Origin of the sequence: Streptomyces sp. SirexAA-E, assembly GCF_000177195.2 — a bacterium.
In the GTDB taxonomy this organism is placed as follows: Bacteria; Actinomycetota; Actinomycetes; order Streptomycetales; family Streptomycetaceae; genus Streptomyces; species Streptomyces flavovirens.
Genome location: NC_015953.1, coordinates 6,521,489 through 6,533,931, shown reverse-complemented (window position 1 = coordinate 6,533,931; position 12,443 = coordinate 6,521,489). Strand labels below are relative to the sequence as shown.

The following is a 12,443-nucleotide window of genomic DNA, read 5'->3' as shown; positions in this document are numbered from 1 at the left end:
CTCACTCCCCGCCGCGGAGGATGGAGTTGCCCTCGTGGAGCGGGCCGGGGGCGGTGGGGTCGAGCTGGAGGCGGCCGCTCTGGCCGTAGAAGGCGACGGGGTTGCGCCAGAGGACCTGGTCGACGTCGTCCTCGTCGAAGCCCGCCTTCAGCATGGTGTCGGCGACCTTGCGGGTCTTCAGCGGGTCGCTTCTTCCCCAGTCCGCGGCGGAGTTGACGAGGATGCGGTCGGTGCCGTGGTTCCGCAGGACGGTGACCATGCGGTCCTCGTCCATCTTGGTGTCCGGGTAGATGGAGAAGCCGGCCCAGCAGCCGCTGTCGAGGGCGTCCCGCACGGTCGTCTCGTTGAGGTGGTCGAGCAGGACGCGTTCCGGGGCGAGGGACGACTCGCGGACGACGTCGATGGTGCGGCGCAGGCCGGCGAGCTTGTCGCGGTGCGGGGTGTGGACGAGGGCGGGCAGTCCGTGGTCGGCGGCGAGCTGGAGCTGAGTGGCGAGGGCGGTGTCCTCGGCGGGGGTCATGGAGTCGTAGCCGATCTCGCCGACGGCGACGACGGAGTCCTTGACGAGGTAGCGGGGCAGCGCGTCGAGGACGGGGGTGCAGCGGGGGTCGTTCGCCTCCTTGGGGTTGAGGGCGAGTGTGCAGTGGTGGGCGATGCCGTACTGGGAGGCGCGGAAGGGCTCCCAGCCGAGGAGGGCGTCGAAGTAGTCGAAGAAGCTGGCGGGCGAGGTGCGGGGCTGGCCGAGCCAGAAGGAGGGTTCGACCAGCGCGCGGACCCCGGCGTCGTACATCGCCTGGTAGTCGTCCGTGGTGCGGGAGGTCATGTGGATGTGGGGGTCGAAGATGCGCATCAGGACTCCTCCGTGGGGGCGGGGGCCGGGGCGGCCGTGAGGGCGAGGACGGTGCGCAGATCGGCCGGGACGGTGCGGCCGGCGGCGGTGCGTTCGGCGGCGAAGTCCTCCAGCATGCGGGCGAGTTCGGCGTCTCCCCGGGCGCGGTCGGCCAGTCGGTCGACGGCCTCGACGGGCACCTCGGTGAAGAGGCACTTCAGGACGGCGTGCCGCCAGCCGTGGGCGTCCAGGTGGGCGGCGGCGTACGGGCCGACGGCCGCCGCGACGAGCCGGGTGTCGTTGGTGCGCAGGGCGTCCTCGACGAGCCCGAGGGCGGCGGGCCCGAACTCGATCCGGTGCAGGGCGAGCAGGACGGCACGGCGTTCGGCGGCGGTGCCCTGTTCGTAGAGCCGGGTCACGGCGGGCAGCGCCGGCCGGGCCTCCACGAGGAGCAGGACGCGTACGGCGTCGGCGTGCTCCGGCCCGCAGTGGCGTCCGGCCGAGACGAACCGCAGTTCCCAGGGAGGGTTGCCGGTGTCGGCATCCGGTCGGCCGGCGGCGTGGGCGGCTTCGGCGAGCGCCTCGTCGAGCCAGGCCCGTGCCGCTCCGGGGAGCCGGTCGTCGAGTTTCTCGCGGCTGGTCAGCACGGGGCGGTCACCTCGCTCCCGGTGGTGCGGTCCGCCGCGCGCAGGAAGGCGATCGAGGCGCCGGCGAGTTCGGGGCCGGCGTGCGAGTGGCGGGGCAGTTCTACGACGGTGAGGCCGTCGTAGCCGGTGGCGGCCAGGGCTTCGAGGACGGGCGGGAAGTCGATCTCGCCGTCGCCGAAGGGCAGGTGCTCGTGGACGCCGCGCCGCATGTCCTCGATCTGGACGTGGCGCAGCCAGGGCGCGGCGTCCTTGACGCACGCCTCGGGTGAGGCGGGCTCCAGGCACTGGCAGTGGCCGATGTCGAGGGTGAGGCCGAGGGCGGCCGGGTCGTCGAGGAGGGCGCGCAGGTGGTGGAAGTCGGCGAGGGTGGCGAGGAGGTGGCCGGGTTCCGGTTCGACGGCGAGGGGGACGCCGGCACGGGTGGCGGCGTCCAGGACGGGGGTGAGTGCGTCGGTCAGCCGGTGCCAGGCGGTGGTGGCGTCGGCCGCTCGGTCTCCGGCTGGGGCGATGCCACTGAAGCAGTGCACGGCGTGTGCGCCCAGCTCGGCGGCGATGTCGACGGCCCGGACGAGGAGCGCGGTGCGGGCCGCGCGGGCGTCGGGGTCCGGGTCGAGGAGGGACGGGCCGTGCTTGCGGCGCGGGTCGAGGACGTAGCGGGCGCCGGTCTCCACGGTGACGCCGAGGCCGAGCGTGCCGAGCCTGCGGGCCACGTGCCGGGTGCGGGCGGCGAGGTCCGGGGCGAGCGGATCCAGGTGCATGTGGTCGAGCGTCAGCCCGACGCCGTCGTACCCGAGATCGGCGAGGAGCCCGAGGGCGTCGTCGAGGCGGAGGTCGGTCAGGCCGTTGGTGCCGTAGCCGAGGCGGAGGGTCATGTCGGGCTCACCTTCCGTGCGAGGGTGCGGGCGAGAGGGGCGAGTCCCATGACGGCGAGCCCGGTCAGAGGCGCCCCGGCCCTGGCCGCCAGGGCGGCCTGGAGCGGGATCATGGCGCGGATGCCGCCGCCGACGGCGCGCTGGGTGAGGGGTGGGGACGGGTTGAGGGCGGCGTGCAGGAGCGGGAGCCCGGCGGTACGGAGGTAGGCACCGGTGAAGGCCGTGAGCGCGAGGGTCCGCGCACCGGACGTGCTCGGGGCCGGTCGTCCGGGCTCCGGCCGCTCGCGCAGGGTGGCGGCCCCGAGTGCCGCGGTCGCGGCGAGGGCCAGGAGGGGAGCGGTGGTGGAGCCGCCCTGAGCCTCGTGGCGGGAGACGGCGGTGACGGCACAGGTGTGCGCGCCGAGCAGCAGCGCGGCGGGGACGGCGGAGCCGCGCCCCGGGGCACGTGTCCCCAGCCCGGAAGCGGAACCGGAAGCGGAACCTGAACCGGAAGCGGAACCGGAACCCGGGCCGTCGGAGGTGGCGGCGCCTCGTCCGGCACGGGCCGACGGGCCCCCTGGCGTCCGCTCCCCCGTCGCCACGGCCCCCAGCAGCAGGTCCAGCGAGCGGGCCGCGGCCATGGCGGCCGGCCCCGCCGGGGTGTGTTTCAGGCGCAGGTCGTACGCCCAGACCGTGGCCGCCAGCCCGGAGGCCACCGCCAGGGCGGGGCGTCCGGCACGGGACGCGAGGGCCAGACCCGCCACCGTCAGAGCTCCTGCGGCGGCCAGGGCCGCTCCGGGGCTGATACGGCCGGAGGGGATCGGTCGGTGCGGGCGGTCGACGGCGTCCTCGTCGCGGTCCGCCCAGTCGTTGAGCGCCATCCCGGCCTCGTACAGGCAGAGCGAGGCGCCGACGGCGAGCGCGGTGCCCCGGTCGGGGGCCCGGCCGACGGCGGCGGCTCCGGCCAGCGCGTCGCCCGGGACGGTGAACAGGGCGGAGACCCGGAGCAGTTCGGCCCAGGCCCGTGGACCGGCCTTCGGGCGGGGCCCGTCCGGTGCGGGCGCAGTCCCGCCCGTACCGGACGGGCGGACCGGGGGCGCCGCCGCGCGGGCGGCGCGGACGCCGACCAGGCCGGCGGTCGCCGCGCCCGTCAGCGCCGCGAGCAGCCGGGGCGGCCTCACCGGGCCGCCCGGAGCTGCCCGGCGAAGTCCAGCAGGGCGGCGTACTGCTCGCCCAGCGCGGCCGGACCGCCGTCGGGGTCCTTGAAGTAGAAGCCGAGCTCGGGGCGGGGTCCGCTCAGGCCCGCCTCGTGGGCGCGGGCCAGCAGCCGGGCCAGGTCCAGGACCAAGGGGGCCGCCAGTGCGGAGTCGCAGCCCTGCCAGATGGTCTGGAGGATCATGCGCGAGCCGAGGAAGCCGTCGAACGCGATGTGGTCCCAGGCCGTCTTCCAGTCCCCCATCGCCGGTACGTCGTCGATGTGGACCTCGCCCTCGGGGGCGGAGCCGAGGGTGTCGGCGAGCACGCGTTCCTTGCCTGCGTTCTTGGCGGCGGCCGCGGCCGGGTCGGCGAGGGCCGCTCCGTCGCCTCCGCCCAGCAGATTCGTCCCCGACCAGGCGCGGACCGGCAGGGCGCGCTGGACGAACATCGGGGCGAGCACGGAGCGCAGCAGGGTCTGGCCGGTCTTGCCGTCGCGCCCGGCGTGGGGCAGGCCGCAGGCCGCCGCGGCGTCGGCGAGACGCGGGCTGTGCAGGCCGGTGGAGGGGGTGAAGTTGACGTACGGGCAGCCGGCCCGGAGGGCTGCCGCCGCGTAGAGGGAGCTGGCGGGGAGCCGGGTGGCGTCCTCGCCGGGTGGGGGTTCGGTGGAGGCGACGTTGACGACGACGGTGCGGGCGAGGGCGTGGCGCCGGGTGAAGTCGGTGAGGTCGGCGGTGAACGCGGTGATCAGTTCGTCGTCGGTGCGGCTGTCGCCGGGCAGTGGTCCGCCGGGGCGTATCTCCGCGTCGGCGGCGGTGAGTTCGGCGGTGACGGCGGCGGGCAGTCCGTGCGGGAGGACCCCGCCGGCCGCCAGGGCCTCGGCCCGTTTGGGCAGGGGGCAGTCGAGGGTGTCGTGGCCGCCGAAGACGAGGGAGGTCAGGGGCGGCAGCCCGCTGTCGGTGAAGGGCGGGGTCTCGGTGACCATGCCGGTCGCCGGGTGGAGTCCCGCCGCGACGGCGGCGCATCCCGCGGTGGCGGTGGTGGCGACGGAGCCGCGTGCTCCGATGAACCAGATTCCGGTACGAACCGCCTGTGCGGTCACGGCTGCCTCCCAGGAGTGATGGGGGTGGGGGTGGGTGACGGTGGGCGGGGCACGGTGGCCGCCCCGCCCACCGTCGTCGCGGTTGCCCGCGCGGACGGCCGTCCTGGGTCCCTCGACCGGGCCGGCTCGGTCCGGACGTCGGGCCCTGGATGGATGCCTTACGCGGAGGGCAGTTCCTTCAGCTGGATGTCGCGGAAGGACACGTGGTCGTCGGCCCCGTGGTTCTGCAGGCCGATGTAGCCGTCCTTGAGGCTGCGGGCCGGGTCGGTGTTGGTGAAGTCGTTGATCTTCGCTCCGTTGAGGAAGACCTGGAGCCGCTCACCCTGGACCCGGATCTCGTAGCTGTTCCACTGGCCCGGCGGCCTCAGGACCCGGTCACGGGCCTTGATGTCGGCCGACTTGAAGGTGTAGACGGCGCCGGTGGTGCGGTCCGCCGCGTCGGTGGCGTCGATCTGGACCTCGTAGCCGTTGTCCACCGCGGACCACGGGTCGTCGGACTCCGGGAAGCCGACGAAGACGCCGGAGTTGTCGTCGCCCGCCAGCTTCCAGTCGAGCGTCAGCGAGTACGCCTTCAGCTCCTTGGCCTGGTAGGTCAGCAGCCCCATGCCGCCCTCGGAGCGCAGCTCCCCGTCGACGACGTCGAACTTCCCGGGACCGGCCTGCTTCCAGCCCTCCAGCGTCTTGCCGTTGAAGATCGACCGGTAGCCGGTGTCCGGCTTGCAGTTGGCCTTGACCTGTCCGGCGGCGTAGCGCAGCCCGCCCAGCAGGTGTGCGCGGAACTCCGGTTCGGCGTAGGACTCCTTGGTGTGGCCGAGACCGGTGTAGAAGGAGCGGCCGCCCTGGTAGGTCTGGCACCAGGCGATGGGGTGGTCGCCCTTCATGGTGCCGCCCGTGTAGGTGGTCTCGTCCAGGGTGGCGAGGACCTGGGCCTTGTCCCGGGGGTTGGTGCGGTAGTTGTACCACTCGTCGGTGCGGTCCCAGGCGTCGTCCAGGTGGGCGGTCGCCGGGTGGTCGTGGTTCTCCACCCGGACGGTCGCGGGCTGGATCTGCGGGTGGGAGGAGAAGTAGGCGCCGACGAGTCCGCCGTAGAACTCCCAGTCGTACTCGGTGTCGGCGGCCGCGTGGATGCCCATGTAGCCGCCACCGGTGGAGACGAAGTTCTCGAACGCCTTCTTCTGGTCGGCGTTCAGGATGTCACCGGTGGTGGACAGGAAGGCGACGGCGTCGTAGCGGGCCAGGTTGCTGGTGGTGAACTGGCCGGCCTCCTCGGTGGCGTCGACGGTGATGTTGCTGCCCTTGCCGAGTTCCTTGAGCGCGGCGATGCCCTCGGGGATCGAGTCGTGGCGGAAGCCGCCGGTCTTGGAGAAGACGAGGACGCGCTTGGCGGTCTTGTCCACGGGGCTGTTCGACAGTTCGAAGTCGTCCACGTCGTAGAGCGCCCCGTCACCGCCCTTGAAGACGAGGAAGAGCTCGGTGGCCTTCTTCGGCGCGCCGCGCAGCGGCACGTCGATGTCCTGGAAGGTGTCCCAGCTGCCGGTCACGGGGACGGGGGCGGAGCCGAGGATCTTGCCGGTGGGCGATCCGGTCCGTACCTCCAGGAAGCCTCCCGCGCCGGCCGAGGACGTGCGGGCGGTGAGCTTGGTGGCGCCGTCGAGGATGTAGGGGGTGAAGGAGATCCAGTCGTCGTTGTGGATGTCCCCGACGGTCCGGCCGCCGTGGGCGCTGGTCTTGTTCGGGGTGGTGACACCGGACGAGGCGTCGTAGTGCTCGGCCTGCCGGTGGCGCGGCTGGAGCTTGGCCTGGTCACGGCCGGTCAGCGCGGCCTGGCCGCCGCCCCCGCCGTCGGTGTAGGAGGCCGAGATGCCGCCGTAGATGTTGGCGTTGGGGTCGTGGCCGCCCTCCATCGCCGTCTTGATGGTGCCTTCGCAGCCGTGCGCGGTGGTGATGTCGTGCCCGTGGCTGTCGTGGCCCAGGGTGAATTTGACCTCGACCTTCGCGCAGTCGACGGTGCCGTCCTCCGGGTCGGTGACGGTCACCTCGAAGGGCACCTCGTCGCCGAACTCGAAGAGCTGGCCGTCGGACGGGAAGTGCATCTCGACGACGGGCGCGGTGTTGCCGACGGTCACGTGCACGCTGGCCGATCCGGTGCGCCCGGTGGGGTCCTCGGCGGTGACGGTGGCGGTGTACGTGCCGTTCTTCTTGTACGTGTAGGTGGGGTTGGCGGCCGTCGACGTGCCGCCGTCACCGAAGTCCCAGGCGTACGTGAGGGCGTCGCCGTCCCCGTCGGTGGTGCCCTCCGAGGAGAACTTCACCTTGAGGGGCGCGACGCCGGAGGTCTTGTTCGCGGAGGCCTCGGCGATGGGTGAGCGGCCGCCGGTGGCGTTCTCGATGCGGTAGAGCGCGGAGTTCTCGTCGCCGCCGAACCAGGACAGGCCGTAGTCCAGGACGTAGAGCGCCCCGTCGGGGCCGAAGGCCATGTCCATGATCTGGGTGCCGGTCCACGGGACGTCGTTGATCGACCGGACCGTGCCGTCGGCGTCCTGCTCGATGCGCTTGATCCACTGCCGGCCGAACTCCCCGGCGAAGAAGTCCCCGTCGTACTCCTCGGGGAACTTCACCGGCGAGTCCAGGTCCGCGTCGTAGCGGTAGACGGGTCCGCCCATCGGGGACTCGGAACCGCTGCCGAACTCGGGCAGCGAGCCACCGTCGTACGGGATCCAGGCGGCCTCGGCGGGCGGCAGGTCGACCAGGCCGGTGTTGTGGCGCGACTCGTTCTTCGGGGCGGCGCAGTCGAACTTCGCGCCGGAGGTGCCGGTGGCGAAGTCGTAGCGGTTGTACGCGTCGTTGTCGCCGGTGCAGTACGGCCAGCCGAAGTTGCCGGGCTTCGTCACCCGGGCGAACTCGACCTGTCCGGCCGGTCCGCGGTTCGGGTCGGCGGCGCCGGCGTCGGGGCCGTAGTCACCGACGTACAGGATGCCGGTGGCCTGGTCCACGCTGAAGCGGAACGGGTTGCGGAAGCCCATCGCGTAGATCTCGGGACGGGTCTTGTCGGTGCCCGGGGCGAAGAGGTTGCCGTCGGGGACGGTGTACGAGCCGTCGTCGGCGACCTTGATGCGCAGGATCTTGCCACGGAGGTCGTTGGTGTTGCCGGAGGTGCGGCGGGCGTCGAAGGCGGGGTTGCGGTCCGCCCGGTCGTCCAGCGGCGAGTAGCCGTCGGAGGAGAACGGGTTGGAGTCGTCGCCCGTCGAGAGGTACAGGTTGCCCTCGGCGTCGAAGTCGATGTCACCGCCCACGTGGCAGCACATGCCGCGGGTCGTGGGGATGTCGAGGACCTTCTTCTCGCTGCCGCTGTCGAGGGTGCCGTCCTCGTTCAGCGTGAAGCGGGAGAGCCGGTTGACCCCGTCGAACTTCGCGAAGTCCTCGGCGGTGCCGTTCTCCGGGGCGTCACCGTCGGGCGTGTCCAGCGGGGGCGCGTAGTACAGGTAGATCGCCCGGTTCTCGGCGAACCCGGGGTCGATGCCGACGCCCTGGAGCCCTTCCTCGTCGTGCGAGTAGACGGGGATGGTGCCGGATATGCGGGTGTTGCCGGCGCTGTCGGTGATCCGCAGCTCGCCGCTGCGCGAGGTGTGCAGCACGCTGCGGTCGGGGAGCACTGCCAGCGAGATGGGCTCACCGGTCTCGGCGGCGCCCTTGGCCAGGGTGACCTGCTGGAAGTCCTCGGCGGCGTCGGCCGCCCGGCTGGTGGCGCCTTCGGCGGGGGTATCGGCCGCGGCCGGGGAGCCGAGGCTGAGGGTGGCGGCGGCGAGCAGTCCGCCGGTCAGGAGTGCGAGTGTTTTTCGGGCGCGGAGCCGTCTGCTGCTTCTGTGCACGTGCGTCCTCCGGAGAGTGCCGGTTGTACGGGCGGGTGGAGCCGTATCCGTTGCGCGCGGGGACTGCCGCGCTCGTGGCCCGGGGCGCGGTGAGGCCCGGGTTACGCGAGTCATGTCGTGTACACGAAGGGGACGGTAGACCTGTTCGTCCGTGACGGAAAGGGCTTACGCACGAGTTGGGCCGAGCTTTTTCCCTTGCCAGGACAAAGCGGGATGTGGGCAGGGCGAGGCGGCCCGTCGGCTGGTGCCGATGCCCCGGGCCGTGGACACGCAAGCCACCACTCCCCCGCCGCCCGTCGGGGCGCGGCCCCGGGAACCGGACCCGCCGGTCCGGCCCCCGGGCCGCCTCCGGCTGGGTCAGCCGCCCCCGAAGGCCGCGTCGAACGACGCGCTCGGCGGGTCGAAGTCGAACCGCTTCAGGGAGGTCAGCGCCTCCGGCGCGCCCGCCAGCCGGTCCATGCCCGCGTCCTCCCACTCCACCGAGACCGGTCCCGCGTACCCGATGGACCGCAGCATCCGGAACACGTCCTCCCAGGGCACGTCCCCGTGTCCGGCGGAGACGAAGTCCCAGCCGCGCCGCGGGTCGCCCCACGGCAGGTGGGAGCCCAGGCGGCCGTTGCGGCCGTCGAGGCGTTTGCGGGCCTCCTTGCAGTCCACGTGGTAGATCCGCTCCCGGAAGTCGTACAGGAAGGCGACCGGGTCGAGGTCCTGCCACACGAAGTGGCTCGGGTCGAAGTTCAGCCCGAACGCGGGCCGGTGGCCGACCGCCTCCAGGGCGCGGTGCGTGGTCCAGTAGTCGTACGCGATCTCGCTCGGGTGGACCTCGTGGGCGAAGCGGACCCCTTCCTGGTCGAAGACGTCCAGGATCGGGTTCCAGCGATCCGCGAAGTCCTGGTAGCCGCGTTCGATCATGTGCGGCGGCACCGGCGGGAACATGGCGACCAGGTGCCAGATCGAGGACCCGGTGAAGCCGATCACGGTGTCGACGCCGAAGGCGGCGGCGGCCCGTGCGGTGTCCTTGATCTCCTCGGCGGCACGCCGGCGTACGCCTTCCGGCTCCCCGTCCCCCCAGATCCGTGCGGGCAGGATCTGCTGGTGGCGTTCGTCGATGGGGTTGTCGCAGACGGCCTGGCCCACCAGGTGGTTGGAGACGGCCCAGCACTTCAGGCCGTACTTGTCGAGCAGCTGCCGTCGGCCGTCGAGGTAGCCGGGGTCGGCGAGCGCCTTGTCGACCTCGAAGTGGTCTCCCCAGCAGGCGAGTTCGAGACCGTCGTAGCCGAAGTCCCGGGCGAGCCGGCAGACCTCTTCGAGCGGCAGGTCGGCCCACTGGCCGGTGAAGAGCGTGAAGGGGCGGGGCATGCGGGACCTCCTAGGGCGTGTTCCGGAAGTAGCGCCGTCCGCCCGGAGGGCGGGTCCGGCGGCGTCTGGTGTGTGCGGTCGCAAGGCGGAGGGTCGCCCGGGTACCGGATGTACCGGATGTACCGGGGTGGTCCCGACGACGCGGACGGGGCCCGCCGGCCCTCAAGGCCTTGGCGGAATGCGTGCCGGGCGTCGCCGGGCAGCGGGGCTCTCGAAACACGCCCTAGAAGGGGACCGGGGTGTGGACGGAGTTCTTGGCGGCGCTCTCCTCGACGGCGGCCAGCACCCTCTGCACCTGGAGCCCGTCGGCGAACGACGGCACGGGGGCGGTCTTCTCGGTGATCGTCCGCACCACGTCACGCGCCTGGTGCACGAACGTGTGCTCGTAGCCGAGCCCGTGGCCCGGCGGCCACCAGGCCTCCAGGTAAGGGTGCTCGGGTTCGGTGACGAGGATCCGCCGGAATCCCGCGGTCGTGGCGGGCTCGGTGTGGTCGTGGAAGGAGAGCTCGTTGAGCCGTTCCAGGTCGAAGGCGATCGATCCGAGCTGCCCGTTGATCTCCAGCCGGAGGGCGTTCTTCCGGCCGGCCGCCATCCGGGTCGCCTCGAAGGAGGCCAGCGCGCCGGACGCCAGCCGGCCCGTGAACAGTGCCGCGTCGTCGACAGTGACCGCCCCCCGCGCGGCACTGTCCGCGGTACCGGAGAGTCCGGCCCCGCCTCCGGCGAGCAGAGGGCGTTCGCGGACGAACGTCTCGCTCACGGCGGAGACCCCCACGAGCGGCTCCCCGGCCAGGTACTGGGCGAGGTCGACGATGTGCGCCCCGAGGTCTCCCAGCGCGCCCGAACCGGCGTGCTCGCGCTTCAGCCGCCAGGTCAACGGCGACAGGGGGTCCACGAGCCAGTCCTGGAGGTAGGTGGCCCGCACGTGCCGCAGGGTGCCCAGCCTGCCGTCGGCGATCAGCGAACGCGCGTAGGTGAGGGCGGGCACCTTACGGTAGTTGAATCCCGCGATCGCCACCTGGCCGCGGGCCGCCGCGCGTTCGGCGGCCTCGGCCATGGCCTCCGCCTCGGCGACGGTGTTGGCGAGCGGCTTCTCGCACAGCACGTGCTTGCCCGCCTCCAGGGCGGCGATGGCGATCTCCGCGTGGCTGTCGCCGGGGGTGCAGATGTCGACCAGGTCCACGTCGTCCCGGGCGATCAGGGCACGCCAGTCGGTCTCCGCCGCGGCCCACCCGTGGCGGGTGGCCGCGGCCTCGACCGCGGTGCGGTCGCGTCCGCAGATCGCGGCGAGAGCCGGTCTCACCGGCAGGTCGAAGACGTGTCCCGCGGTGCGCCAGCCCTGTGAGTGGGCGGCGCCCATGAACGCGTATCCGACCATGCCGACACCGAGCGTCGGCCGGTGTGCCGGCGGCGACGCCCCGGCCTCCTGCTCCGTCTCTTCCCTACGGGCCATGCGGACTTCCTCCTCGTCGGTGGTTCGGTGGCGGCGGCGGGGCCGGATCAGCTGAAGCCCGTCGGCAGGTACTGGTCGATGTTGTCCTTGCTGACCACGGCCGAGTACAACGTCACGGAGGTGGGGATCTCCATCTCGGCGAGGCCGGCGACGCCCTTGCTCTGGCCGAGCGCGCGGGCCAGGTCGATGGCGGAGGCGGCCATCGTCGGCGGGTAGAGGACCGTGGCCTTCAGGACGGTGTTACCGGCCTTGATGGCGTCCATGGCGGACTTGGCGCCCGCGCCGCCGACCATGATGAACTCGTCGCGGCCGGCCTGCTCGATGGCGCGCAGCGCGCCCACGCCCTGGTCGTCGTCGTGGTTCCACAGGGCGTCGAACTGCTTCTGTGCCTGGAGCAGTTGCGCCATCTTGGCCTGCCCGGACTCCACGGTGAAGTCGGCCGCCTGACGGGCCACCAGCTTGACGTTGGAGTAGTTCTTCAGGGCGTCGGCGAAGCCCTGGCTGCGCTGCTTGGTCAGCTCCAGGTTGTCGATCCCGGCGAGCTCGACGACCTTGGCGTTCGCCTTGTCCTTGAGCTGTTCGCCGATGTAGTGCCCGGCGTTGAGGCCCATGCCGTAGTTGTCGCCGCCGACCCAGCAGCGGTAGGCCTGCGGGGAGGCGAAGACCCGGTCGAGGTTGACGACGGGGATGCCGGCCCTCATGGCTTCCAGGCCGACCTGGGTGAGCGCCTTCCCGTCGGCGGGCAGGACGACCAGGACGTCGACCTTCTTGTTGATGAGGGTCTTGACCTGGCCGATCTGGGCGGCGGTGTCGTTGGAGCCCTCGGTGGTCTCCAAGGTCACCTCGGAGTACTTCTCCGCGCGCGACTTGGCCTGGACGTTGATCGCGTTGAGCCAGCCGTGGTCGGCCTGCGGTCCGGCGAAGCCGATGGTGACGGGCTTGCCCGCGGTGTCGTCGGCGGCCGGCCGGTTGTCCTGCGCGGGCGTCTTCTCCTTGGGCTCGTTGCTGGTGCATGCGGTGAGGAAGGCTCCCGCGGAGACGGCCGCGGTGCCGAAGAGCAGTCCTCTGCGGCTGGTTTCTGGCATGGCTGTCGAACCCTTCATCCGGTGCGTGGCATGCGGAACTGCGGGTGGTGATCAGTG

9 protein-coding genes are annotated in these 12,443 nt (G+C 72.4%); all 9 read right to left on the bottom strand.

The window, feature by feature from the left end; translation table 11 throughout:
* Window position 1: 1 nt before the first annotated feature.
* The gene (locus tag SACTE_RS28540) at window positions 2-850 is read right to left on the bottom strand and encodes a TatD family hydrolase (protein WP_014049487.1); all 849 of its coding nucleotides are present in this window, start codon (window positions 848-850) and stop codon (window positions 2-4) included.
* The gene (locus SACTE_RS28535; protein ID WP_014049486.1) at window positions 850-1,476 is read right to left on the bottom strand and encodes an EboA domain-containing protein; all 627 of its coding nucleotides are present in this window, start codon (window positions 1,474-1,476) and stop codon (window positions 850-852) included. Before SACTE_RS28535 ends, SACTE_RS28540 begins: the two co-directional genes overlap by 1 nt.
* Entirely contained in the window at window positions 1,470-2,348 is an 879-nt protein-coding gene (locus tag SACTE_RS28530; protein WP_014049485.1) for a sugar phosphate isomerase/epimerase family protein, read from the bottom strand. Before SACTE_RS28530 ends, SACTE_RS28535 begins: the two co-directional genes overlap by 7 nt.
* Window positions 2,345-3,508, bottom strand: coding sequence for an SCO3242 family prenyltransferase (locus tag SACTE_RS28525; protein ID WP_014049484.1), 1,164 nt, complete (start codon window positions 3,506-3,508; stop codon window positions 2,345-2,347). Before SACTE_RS28525 ends, SACTE_RS28530 begins: the two co-directional genes overlap by 4 nt.
* Window positions 3,505-4,623: an inositol-3-phosphate synthase gene (locus SACTE_RS28520; RefSeq protein ID WP_014049483.1), complete on the bottom strand. Its 1,119-nt coding sequence runs from the start codon at window positions 4,621-4,623 to the stop codon at window positions 3,505-3,507. The genes SACTE_RS28525 and SACTE_RS28520 overlap by 4 nt, the downstream gene beginning before the upstream one ends.
* Before the next feature lie 158 nt (window positions 4,624-4,781).
* Window positions 4,782-8,492: a ThuA domain-containing protein gene (locus tag SACTE_RS28515; protein WP_014049482.1), complete on the bottom strand. Its 3,711-nt coding sequence runs from the start codon at window positions 8,490-8,492 to the stop codon at window positions 4,782-4,784.
* A 357-nt stretch (window positions 8,493-8,849) separates the two neighbouring features.
* The gene (locus SACTE_RS28510; protein ID WP_014049481.1) at window positions 8,850-9,851 is read right to left on the bottom strand and encodes a sugar phosphate isomerase/epimerase family protein; all 1,002 of its coding nucleotides are present in this window, start codon (window positions 9,849-9,851) and stop codon (window positions 8,850-8,852) included.
* Between the two features lie 223 nt (window positions 9,852-10,074).
* The gene (locus tag SACTE_RS28505) at window positions 10,075-11,301 is read right to left on the bottom strand and encodes a Gfo/Idh/MocA family oxidoreductase (protein ID WP_014049480.1); all 1,227 of its coding nucleotides are present in this window, start codon (window positions 11,299-11,301) and stop codon (window positions 10,075-10,077) included.
* Between the two features lie 47 nt (window positions 11,302-11,348).
* Window positions 11,349-12,386 carry a substrate-binding domain-containing protein gene (locus tag SACTE_RS28500; RefSeq protein ID WP_014049479.1) on the bottom strand — a complete coding sequence of 346 codons (1,038 nt, stop codon included), beginning with the start codon at window positions 12,384-12,386 and terminating at the stop codon, window positions 11,349-11,351.
* Window positions 12,387-12,443: the final 57 nt, after the last annotated feature.